Origin of the sequence: Phreatobacter aquaticus, from assembly GCF_005160265.1 — a bacterium.
Taxonomy (GTDB): domain Bacteria; phylum Pseudomonadota; class Alphaproteobacteria; order Rhizobiales; family Phreatobacteraceae; genus Phreatobacter; species Phreatobacter aquaticus.
The window spans coordinates 1493244-1509964 of sequence record NZ_CP039865.1 but is presented as its reverse complement, the minus strand read 5'-3'; the positions used below and the strand labels follow the sequence as shown (position 1 = coordinate 1509964).

General features: G+C 67.6%; 16 protein-coding genes. 5 read left to right on the top strand and 11 right to left on the bottom strand.

Going from position 1 to position 16721, the window contains the following annotated elements; translation table 11 throughout:
* Positions 1–61 precede the first annotated feature (61 nt).
* On the top strand, positions 62–1342 hold the full coding sequence (locus E8L99_RS07030; RefSeq protein ID WP_137102000.1) for a hemolysin family protein: 1281 nt from the start codon (positions 62–64) through the stop codon (positions 1340–1342).
* Between the two features lie 135 nt (positions 1343–1477).
* Positions 1478–2002: a VOC family protein gene (locus E8L99_RS07025; protein WP_252511284.1), complete on the top strand. Its 525-nt coding sequence runs from the start codon at positions 1478–1480 to the stop codon at positions 2000–2002.
* Positions 2003–2233: 231 nt separating this feature from the next.
* Here E8L99_RS07025 and E8L99_RS07020 read toward each other — a convergent pair whose 3' ends face one another.
* Positions 2234–3097 (bottom strand): type 1 glutamine amidotransferase, encoded by an 864-nt coding sequence (locus tag E8L99_RS07020; RefSeq protein ID WP_137098871.1) that lies wholly within the window; start codon positions 3095–3097, stop codon positions 2234–2236.
* A gap of 138 nt (positions 3098–3235) precedes the next feature.
* On the opposite strand from E8L99_RS07020, the gene E8L99_RS07015 reads away from it, so the two are divergent.
* Positions 3236–4009: an IclR family transcriptional regulator domain-containing protein gene (locus E8L99_RS07015; RefSeq protein ID WP_137098870.1), complete on the top strand. Its 774-nt coding sequence runs from the start codon at positions 3236–3238 to the stop codon at positions 4007–4009.
* Between the two features lie 62 nt (positions 4010–4071).
* Entirely contained in the window at positions 4072–6801 is a 2730-nt protein-coding gene (gene mutS, locus E8L99_RS07010) for a DNA mismatch repair protein MutS (protein ID WP_210421809.1), read from the top strand.
* On the opposite strand, the gene E8L99_RS07005 is transcribed toward mutS, so the two are convergent.
* The 5 genes from E8L99_RS07005 to hpf form a co-directional block, all read right to left on the bottom strand.
* Positions 6788–7570: a hypothetical protein gene (locus E8L99_RS07005; protein WP_137098869.1), complete on the bottom strand. Its 783-nt coding sequence runs from the start codon at positions 7568–7570 to the stop codon at positions 6788–6790. The two genes, mutS and E8L99_RS07005, sit on opposite strands and share 14 nt — an antisense overlap.
* Positions 7571–7634: 64 nt before the next feature.
* Positions 7635–8192: a tetratricopeptide repeat protein gene (locus tag E8L99_RS07000; protein WP_137098868.1), complete on the bottom strand. Its 558-nt coding sequence runs from the start codon at positions 8190–8192 to the stop codon at positions 7635–7637.
* Positions 8193–8289: 97 nt separating this feature from the next.
* Entirely contained in the window at positions 8290–9063 is a 774-nt protein-coding gene (locus E8L99_RS06995; RefSeq protein ID WP_168201598.1) for an ABC transporter substrate-binding protein, read from the bottom strand.
* 29 nt (positions 9064–9092) lie between these two features.
* Positions 9093–9557 carry a PTS IIA-like nitrogen regulatory protein PtsN gene (gene ptsN, locus E8L99_RS06990; protein WP_137098866.1) on the bottom strand — a complete coding sequence of 155 codons (465 nt, stop codon included), beginning with the start codon at positions 9555–9557 and terminating at the stop codon, positions 9093–9095.
* A 76-nt stretch (positions 9558–9633) separates the two neighbouring features.
* A complete protein-coding gene (hpf, locus tag E8L99_RS06985; protein ID WP_137098865.1) occupies positions 9634–10227 on the bottom strand; it encodes a ribosome hibernation-promoting factor, HPF/YfiA family in 594 nt (197 codons plus the stop codon).
* A gap of 210 nt (positions 10228–10437) precedes the next feature.
* Between hpf and E8L99_RS06980 the strand changes: the two genes are divergently transcribed.
* Complete coding sequence (locus E8L99_RS06980; RefSeq protein ID WP_137098864.1) at positions 10438–11754, top strand: adenylate/guanylate cyclase domain-containing protein; 1317 nt, start codon at positions 10438–10440, stop codon at positions 11752–11754.
* Here E8L99_RS06980 and E8L99_RS06975 read toward each other — a convergent pair.
* The 5 genes from E8L99_RS06975 to E8L99_RS06955 form a co-directional block, all read right to left on the bottom strand.
* Entirely contained in the window at positions 11709–12389 is a 681-nt protein-coding gene (locus tag E8L99_RS06975) for a Crp/Fnr family transcriptional regulator (protein WP_137098863.1), read from the bottom strand. The genes E8L99_RS06980 and E8L99_RS06975 overlap by 46 nt on opposite strands.
* A gap of 118 nt (positions 12390–12507) precedes the next feature.
* The gene (locus E8L99_RS06970) at positions 12508–12903 is read right to left on the bottom strand and encodes a hypothetical protein (RefSeq protein WP_137098862.1); all 396 of its coding nucleotides are present in this window, start codon (positions 12901–12903) and stop codon (positions 12508–12510) included.
* Between the two features lie 113 nt (positions 12904–13016).
* Complete coding sequence (locus tag E8L99_RS06965; protein WP_137098861.1) at positions 13017–13934, bottom strand: ABC transporter permease; 918 nt, start codon at positions 13932–13934, stop codon at positions 13017–13019.
* Positions 13934–15010 carry an ABC transporter permease gene (locus tag E8L99_RS06960; RefSeq protein ID WP_137098860.1) on the bottom strand — a complete coding sequence of 359 codons (1077 nt, stop codon included), beginning with the start codon at positions 15008–15010 and terminating at the stop codon, positions 13934–13936. Before E8L99_RS06960 ends, E8L99_RS06965 begins: the two co-directional genes overlap by 1 nt.
* Before the next feature lie 175 nt (positions 15011–15185).
* Positions 15186–16691: an ABC transporter ATP-binding protein gene (locus E8L99_RS06955; protein ID WP_137098859.1), complete on the bottom strand. Its 1506-nt coding sequence runs from the start codon at positions 16689–16691 to the stop codon at positions 15186–15188.
* Between the last annotated feature and the right edge of the window lie 30 nt (positions 16692–16721).

The window sequence follows — 16721 nt, the reverse complement described above, 5'->3', positions numbered from 1 at the left end:
CTATGAGAGGAACTGGAAGCAGACCGATATCGAGCGCGGCCCTGCAGCTTGCGAGACCTCGTTGTACCTTGAAATCGCTGTGATCGTGATCCTGACCGTCGTCAACGGTCTGCTCGCCATGTCCGAGCTTGCCGTCGTGTCGTCCCGGTCCGCGCGATTGAGATTGCTGGCCGAACAGGGCAGCACAGGTGCCGCGACAGCGCTCAGGCTTGCCGAGCATCCCGGCCGCTTTCTGTCCACCGTCCAGATCGGCATCACGCTGGTCGGCGTGCTGTCGGGCGCCTTTTCAGGGGCGACGCTCGGCGCCCGGCTCAGCGGCTGGCTGGCCGAGCGCGGATTGTCGCAGGGCCTCGCCGAGGCGTTCGGCGTCGGCACCGTGGTCGTCGCCATCACCTATCTGTCGCTGATCATCGGCGAACTGGTGCCGAAACAGATCGCGCTCAAGAACCCCGAGCGCGTGGCGGTCACCGTGGCGCCCGCCATGGTGATCCTGTCGAAGCTTGGCGCACCGCTGGTCTGGCTGCTCGACAAGTCGGGCACGCTCATCCTGGCACTGCTCGGCCAGAAGGGCGGCGCGACCGACACGCTCACCGAGGAAGAGGTCAAGTCAATCATCGCCGATGCCGAGACCGCCGGCGTGATCGAACAGGACGAGCGCGAACTGATCTCGGGCGTGATGCGGCTGGCTGACCGCTCCGCCCGCGCGCTGATGACGCCACGCCGCGAGGTGGAGGTGATCGATCTTGCCGACGACCCCGCCGCCATCCGCGAGCAGGTGCGCTTGTCCAGGCGCTCGCGCCTGCCGGTCGCCGACGGCAATGCCGATGCGATCGTCGGCGTTGTCATGGCCAAGGACGTGATGGACGGCTTTGCGGCCAATCCGAAATTCGAGGTGCGCGGTCTGGTGCAGCAGGCGCCGATCGTGCTCGACCGGACCATGGCGCTCGACGTGCTCAGGCTGATGCGTGCGTCGCGCGTCCACATGACGCTGGTCTTCGATGAATACGGGCATTTCGAGGGCATCATCACGGCCAACGACATGCTGGAGGCGATCACCGGCGCCTTCGATGACGAGGACGACGAGAAGGCGATCGTCACGCGCGCGGACGGATCGCTGCTGATCTCGGGCTGGATGCCGGCGGATGAGTTCGCCCATGCGCTGGGGCTGCCGAACCAGCGCGATGCCGAATATGAGACCGCCGCCGGCTTCGCGCTCACCGCCTTCCAGCATCTCCCGGAAGTCGGCGAAAGCTTCGAGCAGAATGGCTGGCGTTTCGAGGTGGTGGATCTCGACGGGCGGCGGATCGACAAGATCCTGGCGAGCCGGGTTGTGCCCGCTTAAGTCGCCACTTCCGCACACCGACTTTGCAATTCTGCAGAAATCCGCTTGCCGGCCTCGCAGCCGGCAGGATTCATGGGCATGTCACGGGTCGAAGCGGATCGCACAGGTTCGCCAGACATCCAAGGATCCCCTGCCATGACCATCAAGACCTTTGTCGAACCCGCCGCCGCCCCGATGAATCCGGGCACCCGCATCGGCCATGTCCATCTCAAGGTCGCCGATCTCGACCGCTCGCTCGCCTTCTATCGCGACGTGCTCGGCTTCTCCGTCACCCAGCGCTACGGCAGCCAGGCCGTATTCCTGTCGGCCGGCGGCTATCACCACGATCTCGGACTAAACACCTGGGAGAGCAAGGGCGGCCAGCCGCCGGCGCGCGGCACGACCGGTCTGTTCCACACCGCCATCCTCTATCCTGACCGTGCCTCGCTGGCCGATGCGCTGCGCCGGCTGGTGGAAGCGGGCATTCCGCTCGACGGCGCCAGCGATCACGGCGTCTCGGAAGCGCTCTATCTCAACGATCCCGATGGCAATGGCGTCGAGCTCTACTGGGACCGCCAGCCGTCCGAATGGCCGCGCAATGCCGACGGGTCGCTGGCCATGGTGACGAAGGCGCTGGACCTGCGTGCCCTGCTGGCGGATGCGCCGAAGCAGGCGGCGTGAGCTCGACGAAGGGCCAAGGGCGGACGTCACCCCCGGCGAGCCCGAAGGGCGAGGGAAGGGGGTCCAGGAGTCGCACGCCCGGACCTCGCGGCAGCTGATGCCGATGGTCTGCGCTCCCCGGCCCCTGGATCCCCTTCCCTCCCTCGGCTTAAGCCTCGGTCGCCGGGGATGACGTCGCGAGAGAATGATGGGCGCCTGGTCCGGGCTGAGCGAGAGAACCACCGCGCCCCGTCAAGCCCGGCTGCGGCGGCTCCTGGTCGGCCGCACCATGGCGGCGATCCAGTTGTGCAGCTCGCGCTCGCGCAACTGCTTGTCGGTCAGCTCCTGGTCGAAACCGAGCCGCCAGGCGACCGGCTTGTCCAACGGATTGGCTTCCAGCTGAGCGAGATCGGCGCGCCAGCGCGCGACCTCCTGCTCGTTCTCGAAGAAGCCTTCGCTGACCAGCTGGCCATCCAACGCGCCGGCGATGGCCGCGACCTCGCCGAACGAGAATTCCGGATGGTACTGGACCGCCCAGGCGGTGCCGCCCGCGTGGTTGATCTCGACCGCCTGGACCTCGCTCATGGCGTTGGAGGCGAGCAGCGTGGTGCCGGGGGCCATGGTCTCCACCTCGTCGAGATGGACGGCGGGAGCATCGAAGGCGACCGGTCTGCCGGCGAGCAGGGCATGGCGGCGCCCGGCCTCGTTCGGCACAATGGACCGGGCATAGCCCATCTCACGGCCCTTGGGATTGCGCCGGACCGTGCCGCCGGCGGCGGTGGTCAGGATCTGCAGGCCCCAGCACGAGCCGAAGACCGGCGTGCCGGAGGCGAAGATCGAGCGCGCCAGATCGATCTGCTGCGTGATCTCAGGCGTCATATGGTAGATGTGCATCGACGAGCCGGTGAGCGCCACGCCGTCATAGCCCTCAAGGCCGCCTGAATCCGGCAGGTTGGCGCCGGGGTCGGCGGGCATGCAGATATCCACTGTCGCATCCGGCGCGATCGCCTTCAGCACATCGGCATAGGCCTGAGACGGGGTCTTGCCGCGGGCGCCGGCGTGACGGGCACGGTCGGCGGCGGTGTTGCCTTCGACGACGAGGAGACGGAGGGACATGAGGCAGGATTCCGGAGCGACAGCCAGCATCTAGCCCAAAGAATCGCGGTGCGAAAAGTCCAAGTTCGGGCTGAGGCCGGTTGCCCATGGGGCAGAAAGACGGCATCAGTGCGGTGATCGCACATATCCGCTGGCGGCATGACCCAGAGCTTCACGCAAATCGACCGCGACCACATGCTCGGCCTGGAAAAGGGCCTGGCGGTGATTGCCTGTTTCGATTCTGCCCATGCCCGTCTGACCAGCGCCGATGTCGCCCGGCTGACCGGCCTCACCCGCGCCACCGCCCGTCGCTGCCTGATCACGCTGGAGCGCACCGGCTATGCCGAGACCGACGGCCGCTATTACCGGCTGACGCCGCGGGTTCTGAAGCTCGGCTATGCCTATCTGTCCTCGACGCCGCTCAATGCCGTGCTGCAGACCGTGCTGGAGCGCCTGAGCGAGGCGATCGGCGAGAGCTCGTCGGCTTCCATCCTCGACGGCGACGAGATCGTCTATGTGGCGCGGGCCGCCACCAAACGGATCATGTCGGTCGGAATTTCGGTCGGCACCCGCCTGCCCGCCACCTGCACCTCGATGGGCCGCGTCCTGCTGGCCGCTCTGCCACCAGCGGAGGCGCTGGCGCTGGTAGAGAAGGCGCCACGCCCATCGCTGACGGCGCGCACGCTGACCGAGGTGCCCGCGATCATGGCGGCACTGGCGGCCGCCCGGGAAACCGGCCATGCGATCATCGACCAGGAACTGGAGATCGGGCTGACCTCGATCGCCGTGCCGGTGACCGATTCGCGCGGACGGACGCTCGCCGCGATCAATGTCGGCACACAGGCCAACCGCTTTCCGCCGGCAGCCCTGATCAGCGACATCCTGCCGAAGCTGAAGGCGGCTCAGGACGAACTGGCCCGCCTCGTCGGCTGATCGCCTGTGGGCGACGGCGATGGCCTGTTGAAATCTCGGGCCCGCCCTGCCAGCGTCCGCCGATCATGCTGAACCCTGAGCCCATCGCGCCCGAGACCGCCCAGCCGCCGGAAGCGGATCTGCGCGTCACGCCGATGATGGAGCAATATATCGAGATCAAGGCCGTCAATCCGGACAGCCTGCTGTTCTACCGGATGGGCGATTTCTACGAGATGTTCTTCGACGACGCGGTGACCGCGTCGCGGGCGCTGGGCATTGCGCTGACCAAGCGCGGCAAGCATCTCGGCCAGGACATTCCGATGTGCGGCGTGCCGATCCATGCCGCCGACGACTATCTGCAGCGCCTCATCCAGCTCGGCCACCGCGTCGCCGTCTGCGAGCAGATGGAGGACCCGGCGGAGGCGAAGAAGCGCGGCTCGAAATCGGTGGTGAAGCGCGACGTGGTCCGCCTCGTCACGCCGGGCACGCTGACCGAGGATTCGCTGCTCGAACCCCGGCGCAACAATTACCTCCTGACGGTGGCGCGGGCCCGCACCGCCTCGATCGGCGAGGCGGAAGCGTTCGCGCTGGCCTGGGTCGACATTTCCACCGGTGAGTTCCGGGTGGCCGAGACCGACGCCACCAGGCTCGCCGCCGACATCGCGCGCGTCGACCCGGGTGAAATCGTCGTGTCGGACGCGCTCTATGCCGACCAGGAGCTTGCGCCGTTCTGGCGGACCTTCAAGGCGGTGTCGCCCACGCCGCGCGACCTGTTCGATGGCGCCAGCGCCGAGCGCCGGCTGTCGGCCTATTTCGGCGTCAGGACCATTGACGGGTTCGGCTCGTTCTCGCGGCTGGAACTGATGGCGGCCGCTGCGGCGGTGACCTATGTCGAGCGCACGCAGCTGGCTTCGCGCGCGCCTCTCATGCCGCCGGTGCGCGAGCCCTCGGGCTTCGCCATGCTGATCGACCAGGCGACACGCGCCAATCTGGAACTGGTGCGCACCCTTGGCGGCGAGCGGCAGGGCTCATTACTCTCCGCCATCGACCGCACGGTGACGGCGGCTGGCGCGCGCCTGCTCGGTTCCAGGCTCGCCAATCCGCTGACCGATCCCGCCGCCATCGCCGAGCGGCAAGACGCGGTGGAGACGCTGGTCGCCGCCAGCACACTGCGCGCCGAGATCCGCGCCCGGCTGCAATCGGCGCCGGACATGGCGCGCGCACTGACCCGGGTCGCCATGGGCCGGGCCGGGCCGCGCGACCTCGCCGCCATCGGCCAGGGTCTGGTGGCCGCGGCGAGCCTCGCCGATCTCGTGGCGTCTGAAACTGCGGGCGAGTTGAAGTCCGCGGCCATCGGCCTCGCTCAGCCGGATCCGGGCCTTGCCCGGCTGATCGCCTCGGCGCTCGACGACGAGTTGCCGCTGCTGAAGCGCGACGGCGGCTTCGTGCGCGCCGGCCATCTCGCCGATCTCGACGAGAGCCGCAGCCTGCGCGACGAGAGCCGGCGGGTGATCGCCGGCCTCCAGACCCGCTATGCCGAGGAGACCGGCATCCGGGCGCTCAAGATCAAGCACAACAATGTGCTGGGATATTTCGTCGAGGTCGCCCAGCAGCATGGCGAGGCGTTCCTCAAGGAGCCGCTGAACCAGACCTATATCCACCGCCAGTCGATGGCCGGCGCCATGCGCTTCACCACGACCGAACTCGGCCAGCTGGAGGCCAAGATCGCCGGCGCCGCCGACCGTTCGGTCAGGCTGGAGCTCTCGGTCTTCGACGATCTCTCGAACGCAATCCTTGCCGCGTCGGATGCCATCCGCGAGGCGGCAGCAGCGCTCGCCGTGCTGGATGTGGCGACCGCGCTCGCAACGCTTGCGGTGGAGCAGGCCTATGTCCGTCCGCTGGTCGACATGTCGCTGGCGTTCTCCATCAAGGGCGGCCGGCATCCGGTGGTCGAGCAGGCCATTGCGCGCTCGGCGCCCTTCGTCGCCAATGATTGCGACCTCTCCGGCAGCGACGGCAAGGCGGGATCAGGCGGACGGATCTGGCTGATCACCGGTCCGAACATGGCAGGTAAGTCGACCTTTCTGCGCCAGAACGCGCTGATCGCCGTGCTGGCACAGATCGGTGCCTTCGTGCCGGCGGCCTCCGCCCATATCGGCGTGGTCGACCGGTTGTTCTCGCGGGTCGGCGCGGCCGACGATCTCGCGCGAGGACGCTCGACCTTCATGGTCGAGATGGTGGAAACCGCCGCCATCCTCAACCAGGCGGGCGCCCGCGCGCTGGTCATTCTGGACGAGATCGGCCGCGGCACGGCGACTTTCGACGGCTTGTCGATCGCCTGGGCGGCGGTGGAGCATCTGCACGAGGCCAATCGCTGCCGGTCGCTGTTCGCCACCCATTTCCACGAGTTGACCGCGCTGTCGAAGCGGCTTGCCCGCCTGCACAATGCGACCATGCGGGTGAAGGAATGGCAGGGCGACGTGATCTTCCTGCACGAGGTGACCGATGGCGCGGCCGACCGCTCCTACGGCATCCAGGTGGCGAAGCTCGCCGGCCTGCCGTCTTCGGTGATCGACCGGGCGAAGCGTGTGCTCTCCGAATTGGAGGCGACCGACCGGGCCGCTCCCGTGCGCCGGATGGTCGATGACCTGCCGCTATTTGCGGCCGCGCCCCGGCCTCTGCCCGAAGCTGCCAAGCCCGATCCGGCGCTCGACCTGCTCGACGGTTTTGACCCTGATGACATGACGCCACGCGAGGCGCATGAGGCTCTCTATGCGCTGAAGGCGAAACGCCAGGCGCTCAGGAAGCCCTGAACCGGCTCGCCGCCAGCACGATCAGCGACCAGATGACCGGCGTCGCCAGCCCGACAGCGATACCGAGCCAGACCTGACCGCGGCTGGCGAAGACCTGGATCGCGACGAGGAAGCCGATGAAGCCGACCAGCATGAGAAGGCCGTTGCAGAGGGCGGCCGCCACCGCAGGCCCGCCGAGACGGCGATGCATCAGTATGATGAAGCTGGAATAGGCGACCGGCAGCAGCGCGAGCAGGCCAGTGGCGGCCGGCCCGATGCTTGAGGAGATGCTGACCACGAAGACGACGAGGCTGACGACCAGGGTGACCCTGATCGGAATGTCGAACCAGCGCGCAGCCGGCCGCCCCAGGGGGCGGGCGTTCAGCCAGCGGCGGCTCGCGACCATGCCGATGGCGAACCAGACGGCATTGAGCAGAAGCGCGGAGGCCAGCGTCCATTCGACATGGCGGGTGATGAGAGCAAGTCCGAACCAGCCGCCGAGAAGTCCGGCGAGCGACACCGCAACGCCATGACCGCGATTGGCGAGCCAGGCATAGGCCAGCACAGCCGGCACGATGGAGGCATTGGCGACGATACTGGCGAGCGCCGCCGCCGCGATGAAGGGCGGTGGCTGGTCGAGCGCCAGCATGACATAGCCAGGCCCCGCCGAAACCGGCAGCGACAGAACCATGGCGGCGAGGAAGGGGCGCGTGCGCTCGGCCACATAGGCCGCGGCGACCACGATGATCGCAGTCGACAGGGCTTTCAGGGCGAGAGGCAGGAGCAGCACAGGCGAGGCCGATCAGGAGGAAGAGATGTCCTCTATCTGCTTCGCGCGTGGAGCGGCAGTCCATTCAATGGAGGACGCGCCCGCCATTGGCGTGCATCTCGGCCACGAGGGCTGCGACGCCTTCCAGGTGCGGATTGATGGCCAGCGCCGCCTCGAAGGCGATGAGAGCGTCGGCATGACGGCCGTGGCGCAGGCAGATCTGGGCAAAGCCCGAGATCGCGCCGAAGTGCCGGGGTTCGCGCCGCAGCGTCTCCATGATGTCGTCAACAGCACGGGCGTCGTCGCCACGGATGAAATTGAGCGTCGCCCGCTTGTTCCAGGCCTCAGCCCATTCGGGGCGCGCCGCGACCAGCGCATCGAGCACCAGATGGGCGATGTCGTAATCCTTCAGCGCGATGGCGTTGATCGCCTGTTCCATCGCCTCGTCGGCATAGGCGTCCTCGTGATTGGTCCAGATCGCCCAGATGAGATCCTGAACCTCATAGGCCGGCTGTCTCGGGCGGAAGCGCGAGAGATCGCCGAACAGCCGCTCCAGCCGGCGCGGGCGCGGCAAGGCCGGCTCCATCTCGTCGAGCTTCAGCACGAGGTCGAGGCACTCCTCGAAGGGAACGCGGTCCGGCATGCGAGCCTCCGACAGGTTCGATGTTCAGGTGAGCTTGAGCTAGTCAGCCAATCACGGCAAGCCAAGGGCAGAGATGCGAGAATTGCGCAGCGGCTTTTCAGCGCGGTGCGGCAGCCCGCCCGGCGGCGAGGAGCTCGACCGCTTCAACAAGCCCCGGCCCAGGACAGACGGTGAGCACGGCCGGCACGGAGATGCGGCGCTCCGACGGATAGAGCCTGGCCAGCGCCGGGTGGACGAGCAGGGCCGATCCCTGGTCGGCGACGCGGGCCGGCGGATCGTTGAGCACCAGCACGTCCGGCCGAAGCGCGACGACGCGCTCCAGCGACACGAAGCCGCCAAAGCCGGTCTCGGGCGCCGCATGGGCGAGACCCGCCCGCTCCATCGCGTCGCCCAGCATGCTGCGCGGGCCGGATGCATAGCCTCGCCGTTCATAGGGCAAGGCGGTGACGCGGCCTGTTGTCACCTGCAAGGCGGCATCGAGCCGTGCCGCCAGCGCCTCGCCCCGCTCCGGATGCCCAAGCAGACGGGCGGTCCGGCGGATGATCGTCTTGGCTTCGTCGAGCGAGGAGGGAAAGGCCATGCGCTCGACCTGGACACCGCGGGCGTCGAGCAGGCGGCTGGTTGCCATCCGGTCGAGCGGTCCGAGGAACACGAGGTCGGCGCCCAGCGCCAGCGCTTCCTCTGCCGAGCCACGGGTGCGCGGATAGGCCTTCGCCACCTCGGCCGCGGCGGAACTGGCGCGATCGGTGGCAAAGGGGGAAAGCGCTGCGATCTGGCCGGGATCGGCCAGGGCCAGAACCAGCTGGTCTGCACAGAGATTGAGCGAAACAACCCGGCCAGGTGCCGCGAGGCCCGGCGAAAGCTGAACCATGAGGGCAAGAAGCGCCCCGGCCAGCCTGATCATGCGGCGTTGGAGGTGATCGGTTGGCCGAGCAGGCCCCGCAAGGTGATCTCGTCGCGGGCGCTGCGCAGCTTCTCGACATTGCCGGGATCGCGGGTCAGCCGGGCAATGCGCGACAAGGCCTTGAGGTGATCGGCGCCGGCACCCTCGGGGGCGAGCAGCGTGAAGACGAGATCGACGGGCTGGCCGTCGATCGCGTCAAAATCGACGGCACGGTCGAGCTTGGCGAAAATCCCGACCAGACGGTCGAGTTTCGGCAATTTTCCATGTGGAATGGCAATGCCGTTGCCGGCCCCGGTGGACCCCAGCCGCTCGCGCTCGCTCAGCGTATCGAAGATTTCCTGCGCATCGCGGCCGGTCAGTTCGGCGGCCTTGGCCGCCAGTTCCTGGAGCAGCTGCCGCTTGGATGTCACCCGCAGCGACGGGATGATCGCGCCTTTGGGGATCAGGTCGGGGAGCGGCATTGGCTGCCTTCTTGGATCGTGGCGGTATCGACTCGGGCGCTATGTGAACCCATGCAATGACGGTGCCATGACGCGGTCAATTGGCCGCAGCAGGCACGCCAGCAGGTGGATCCACCCAGCCGACATGGCCGTCGGGGCGCCGATATACCACATTCACGCGTCCATGCACGGCATGAAGGAAGACGATGGCGCGGGCACCCGTTACATCGAGATCCAGCACGGCATCGGCCACCGTCATGCGCTTCAGGCTTGCCGTCTGCTCGGCGATGATGACCGGCTGGAAACCACCATCGACATCGTCGGCGGAATCCTCCGGCGCCTCGATCACATAGGTTGCCGCTTCGAGTTCGGGCACCTGGATATGGTTCTGGTGGCCGGCCCGGTCCTTCAGGCGGCGCGCATAGCGGCGGAGCTGCTTCTCGATCCGGTCGGCGGTGAGGTCGCAGGCAGCGTAGGCGTCGGGCGCGAAGCCTTCCGCATGCAGCGTGGAGCCGGTCGCGAGATGAAGCGCGCTGACCGCCCGGAAGCCATGCGCTTCCTTCTCGACCGTCACATGGCCGTTGATGCGGCCGTCAGCATAGCGACCGGCCGCGTCGCCGATCCGTTCGGTGAGGCGCGTCCGCAGGGCTTCACCGATGTCGAGGTTCTTGCCGGAAATGCGTAGGGTCATGAGGCCTCCCGATTGATGTCTTCGAGCAAGCAGACCCCGTTGGAGCCGCGGCGAGGCCGTCTTGTTTGTCATCAGACGGTTACGGTCAGTGGCTGCACAAGTCAATGCGACCGCGCCCCGCTGTTGATCGACGTCAAGGAACGGCGGCACTTGCCAGATTGCCCTTAGTGGCTGATAAGATTTGTAAATTCCCTTGGATCGAGCGTTGGAATGGCCCCGGAAGCGATGCGCCTGCCCAAGCCCTCCCGCTGGTTCGCGCTGCCGGCCTGGGTCGATCGTCTCATCCATCTGGGGATCGTTTCGGAGGATCCGGACGTCGTGCGCCGGCAGCGACTGACGAATGTCGGCGTCTACGCGGCGATGGCTGACCAGATCTCTCATCTGGTGTCCAACTCGCTGCACGACTTTCAAGGCCTGCTGATCATTCACGCCTACAATGCGCTGATGGTGGTGCTGGAATTGTTCATCCACCGCCTGCATCGGCGGGGGCCGAATGCCGGTGCAGTCGCGATCACCGTGCTGATCATCCTCGGCAACACATTCGTGGTGACGATGTTCGGCAGCGATGCCGGGCTGCAGATCTATCATACGCTGGCCGGTGCCGCGATTCTGGTGATCGGGGTGCAGAACTGGCGGCTCTGGCTTCCGCTGGCCGGTCTTGCGCTGTTTTGTCTCATCCTGACGCTGACCTTCGTCCCGCCGCGCGGCTTCATCGCTCCCGGCGACGCTGCGATCCGGCTGGTGCTGTCGCAGCAGGCGATGGTCGCCGCGCTGCTGATCAATTGCGGGCTCATCCTCTATGCGCTTTTGGCCCTTCACCGGGCACAGAGCCAGTTGCAGGTGGCGCTCGGCCGGTCCGACAATCTGCTGCTCACCCTGCTGCCGGGTCCGATCGCGGACCGGCTGAAGGCTGCTCCGGCACAGCCGATCGCCGACCGGCTGGATGACGTGACCATCCTGTTTGCCGATCTCGTCGGGTTCACCTCGGCCGCCCATGCCCTGCCGCCGGAAGAGGTGGTGGCCTATCTCGACGATCTCGTTCGCAGCTTCGACCGGCTGTGCGCCGACCATGGCGTGGAGAAGATCAAGACGATCGGCGACAGCTACATGGCGGCCTCCGGCGTCGGGGCCCAAGGCGCCGACGGCGCGGTGCGGATGGGCCGGTTCGCCCTCGCCATGCGCGCGGCACAGGATGGGCATCCCACCCTCGGCACGCACAAACTCGCCCTGCGCATCGGGCTCCATTGCGGTGAGGCGACAGCCGGCGTCATCGGCGACACCCGCATGGGCTATGACCTCTGGGGCGACGCGGTGAACACGGCCTCCAGGCTGGAATCGACGGGAAAGCCAGGCTGCATCCATGTGAGCGAGGCGTTCAGGACTGCGGCGGCGGACGCCTTCCGGTTCGAACCGCGCGGCATGATCGAGATGAAGGGGATCGGTTCGGTGGAGACGTTTTTTCTCAGTCCCCGCGACGAGACTCAGCCCGGTGGGGCCTCGATCGCAGCCGCCCGCTCGATGCAGTAATAGCCCGCGAGCCGGCTGATATCGCCGGCGCGCAGCCACTCGTTGAGGATGCGACTTGCGGTCTCCCGCGAGACACCGGCCATGGCCGCGATATCGCCCTGGGCAAGCTTCACCTTGATCAGCGTGCGGCCAGGCCCGACCGGCTGGCCGAAGCTCTCCATCAGCGCCGACATGGCCAGCGCCACGCGCCCCTTGACCGGCATGAAGTTGGACGTTGCCAGCGCTTGATTGGTGTCGCGCAATCGGCCCGCCAACACCGCGGCGACGGCCCGCAGCAGTTCGGGATCACGTGCCACCACCTCATCGAAGGTCGCCCGAGAGATGAAGCGCAGGCGGCTTTCGCGCAGCGCCGTGACGGTGGCCGAGCGCGGCTTGCCATCAACCAGCGAGAGCTCACCCACAACGGCACCGGGCCGGAGGATGGCCAGGATGCGCTGGGCGCCGGATTCGGAGGCCAGCTCGACCTTCAGCAGGCCTTCGTCGATGACATAGCAGCCGTCGCCAGCATCGCCGCCCATGAACAGGGTCTGGCCGGCCGCCCGGCGCACCTGCGCGGCGCGTGCCATCAGCCGCTGGGTCACCTCGCCGGGCAGCGACGCCAGCAATTCCGCCGAACGGGGGCCATCCTGGGACATGCCCCAAGGTTACACATGCAAGGCGCCCGCAAACAAGCCAACAGGGGCGGCACGAAGCCACCCCTGCCCGATCGTCCTGGCCCGTCTGTCAGGTCGAGCCAGGAGGCTCATGCCTGGATCAGTCGCAGATGTTCACGCGCTGATAGACGCCGAATTCCGGGTTGAAGCGGGTCACCCAGCAGGTCGCACCGACGGCGGCGAAGCCATAGCCGTAGCCGCGCCAGTGACGGTGGCCATGGAAGTGGCCGTGACGGGGGAAATGACCGGGCCGCTGGAAGTGGCCGTGCCGGCCCATGCCGCCATGGCGGAACCCGCCGCCGTGGAAAGCACGCATGCCGCCGCCACCGCCGGAGTGGAAGCCGCCGCCCCCGCCGCCGCGTCCGCCGCGCGCTTCGGCGTCAGTGGCAGCGAAGGTCAGGGAGCCAGCAAGCGCGAGGGCTGCGATGGCGAGGACCTTGATGGACTTGCTGGAAGAGGTGGTCTTGGAAAAGGTGGTCTTGGACGAGATGCTCATGGACGTCTCCTTGCGGGTTGGCGAAGCACGATTGCTTTCGTGGATCGACCTTGCCCGGAGACAGGCGGGCCCGATGTGATGGCCATCACGGATCGGGCGTTTCCTGGACTTGTTCAGCGATCGGCGACGAAGGGCTGACCGAGGGCCGCCGGCGCATCCGTGCCGCCCTTGCGGGCACGGCTGATGATGACCAGCACGAAGATGGTGGCGAGGTAGGGCAGCGACGACATGAGCTGGCTGGGAATACCCCACCCACGAGCCTGCGCGTGCAGCTGCAGGATGGTCACGCCGCCAAACAGATAGGCTCCGAGAAGCGCCCGCAGCGGCTTCCACGAGGCGAAGACGACGATGGCGAGCGCGATCCAGCCGCGTCCGGCGGTCATGCCCGGCGACCAGAACGGCGTATAGGCGAGCGACAGATAGGCCCCGGCAAGACCGGCGCAGCCCCCGCCAAACAGCACCGCGAGGAAGCGTATGCGCAGCACCGGCAGACCCAGCGCATGGGCCGAGACGTGGCTCTCGCCGACCGCGCGGAGCGTCAGGCCGGCGCGCGAGCGGGCAAGGAACCACCAGATGCCGGCGGCGAGCGCGACAGTGAGATAGACGACCGGATCTTGCTGGAACAGCACGCGGCCGACCACCGGCAGGTCCGACAGGTAGGGAACGACGATCTTCGCCATTGGATCGCGGCGCGCGCCGATGAAATCATTGCCGATGAGGCCGGAAAGGCCGATTCCCAGGATCGTGAGGGCGAGGCCGGTGGCTACCTGATTGGCGGCGAGCCCCAGTGCCAGCGCGGCAAAGACCGAGGCCATGACCATGCCGGCGGCAATCGCCGCGAGCGCGCCGATCAGCGTCGAACCGGAGAGGACCGCCACCGCGAAGCCGGTGGCGGCGCCGATGATCATCATGCCCTCGACGCCGAGATTGAGCACGCCGGAGCGCTCGACGACCAGTTCGCCGAGGGCTGCCAGCGCCAGCGGCGTCGCGGCGGTGATGATGGTGAGCAGGATCGCCTCGAATATGCCCATCAGGCGAGGCCCTCCCGGCTGACGAGACGCAGGCGATAGAGGATGAAGCTGTCGCAACCGAGCACGAAGAACAGCAGCAGCCCCTGGAACACACGCGTGACATCGAGCGGGATCTTCAGCGCAATCTGGGCATTCTCGCCGCCGATGAAGGTGAGCGCCAGGAACAGGGCGGCAATCAGCGCGCCGATGGGGTTCAGCCGGCCGAGGAAGGCAACGATGATGGCGGTGAAGCCATAGCCCGGCGAGATCGAGGGCTGGAGCTGACCGATGGGTCCGGCGACCTCGATGATACCGGCGAGCCCCGCCAGCGCGCCCGACACCGCGAAGACGAACAGGGTTGTTCGCCGGTCATCGAAGCCGGCGAAGCGGGCGGCGCGCGGCGCCTCGCCGACGAGACGGATCTCGAAACCCTTCAGGGTGCGCGCCAGCACGAAGGCGGCGACGAGCGCCACCAGAACGGCCAGCGCGAAGCCGACATGGAGCCGCCCCTCGCCGAACAGGAGTGGCATGGTGGCCTGCGGATCGAAATTGACCGATTGCGGGAAGTTGAAGCCCTTCGGATCGCGCCACCGCCCGCGCACGAGATAGTCGAGCGTCAGTTCGGCGACATAGACCAGCATGAGGCTGGTCAGGATCTCGTTGACCTGGAAGCGCGCCTTGAGAATGGCCGGCACCAGCGCGAGCAACGCGCCGCCGAGCGCGCCCATGCCGAGCATGGCCGGCAGCACCCAGGCGCCATGGGCCACGCCATGGGTCGAGAGCGCCACCCAGGAGCCGAACACCGCGCCCATGACCAGCTGGCCCTCGGCGCCGATGTTCCAGTTGTTGGAGCGATAGCAGAGCGTCAGGCCGACGCCGATCAGGATCAGCGGCGTCGCCTTGACGGCGAGTTCCTGCAGCGCCCAGCCATCCGACAGCGGATCGAGGAAATAGACCCTGAGCGCCGTGACGGGATTCTTGCCGATGACGGCGAACAGGATCGCGCCGGCGCAGAGCGTGAGCAGAATGGCGATGACCGGCGAGGCAACCGACAGCCAGGCGGGCGAGGTCTCGCGCTTCTCCAGGATCAGGCGCATGGGCCGGGTCCCGGTTCAAAGGAAGAGATCCTTCGAGGCTCGCTCCGCTCGCACCTCAGGATGAGGTGAGCAGAGGTCGCGCCAAGGCTCTTCGCGACAGCAAGTGCGCTCTCTCCGTTCCTCATCCTGAGGTGCGAGCGGAGCGAGCCTCGAAGGACGTCTTCATCTCCCGCCCTCACGAAGCCACCCCGTGAATGCCGCCCATCATCAGGCCCACCGCCTCGCGGGTGAGGCTCGACGCTGGCTGTGGCTCGGACAGCCGACCCTCGGAGATCACCGCGATCCGGTCGGCCAGCTCGAACAATTCGTCGAGGTCCTGGCTGATGACCAGGACTGCCGCGCCGCGCCCGGCGAGATCGATCAGAGCCTGGCGGATGGTGGCGGCGGCCGCGGCATCGACCCCCCAGGTCGGCTGCGCCACGACCAGCAGGGTCGGCTCGCGCAGGATCTCGCGGCCGACCACGAATTTCTGCAAGTTGCCGCCCGACAGCGCGCGTGCCTCCGGATCGGCACCGCTCATCCGGACGTCGAAGACCTTGACCACCTTGGCCACCCATTCGGCGATGCGGCCGCGCTGGATCAGGCCGCCCGAGACGAAGCCGTTGGTGGCATGGCCGGCGAGCAGGGCATTGTCGGTCAGCGGCAGCCGGGGCGCAGCGGCGTGGCCGAGCCGCTCCTCCGGCACGAAGGCTGCGCCCAGCCGGCGCCTGGCCGTGATGCCCGCCGAGCCGACGGGCCTGTCGGCAATACGGATAGACTGCGGCGGCGCGAGCCGTTCGCCCGAGAGCACCGCGAAGAGTTCGTCCTGGCCGTTGCCGGCAATGCCGGCGATCCCGAGAATTTCGCCCGCACGAACCGTCAGCGCGACCGACGACAGGGCGACACCGTGATCGTCGAGGGAGGGTAGCGACAGGCCTTCGACCGTCAGGCGCGGGGCCCCAAGCTGATGCGCCGAGGCGCGCAGCGTCGCGACATCGGCGCCGACCATCAGCCGGGCCATCGAGGCTGCCGTCTCGTCGCGGGGATTGCAGGATGCGACTACCTTGCCGCCACGCAGGATGGTGGCGCGGTCGCAGATCCGGCGGACTTCGTCGAGCTTGTGGGAGATATAGAGGACACTGCGGCCCTCGGCCTTCAGGGTCGCAAGGGTCGCAAACAGCTGATCGGCTTCCTGCGGGGTCAGGACCGAGGTGGGCTCGTCGAGAATAAGGAGCTTCGGGTTCTGCAGCAGCGCGCGGACAATCTCGATGCGCTGGCGCTCGCCAACCGACAGCCGCCAGACCTCGCGCTTCGGCTCGAGCGGCAGGCCATAGGCGGTCGATAACCGCGCCACCTCCGCCTCGATCTTTGCCATGGGCGTGCCCGCCGGCAGCGACAGCGCGACATTCTCGGCAACGGTCAGCGCCTCGAACAGCGAGAAATGCTGGAACACCATGCCGATGCCGCGGGCACGCGCTTCCGCCGGACTGCCGAGGCGCACCTGTTCGCCCTGCCAGTTGATCGTGCCCTCGGCCGGCTGGATCAGGCCGTAGAGGATCTTCACCAGCGTCGACTTGCCGGCGCCATTCTCGCCCAGCAGCGCGTGGATCTCGGCGGCTTCGACTGAGAGATCGACGTGATCGTTGGCGACCAGCGCGCCATAGCGCTTGGTGATGCCGCGGGCGTCGAGCACCGGCGCCATCAGGCGCGGCTCCAGATGATCGAGACATGG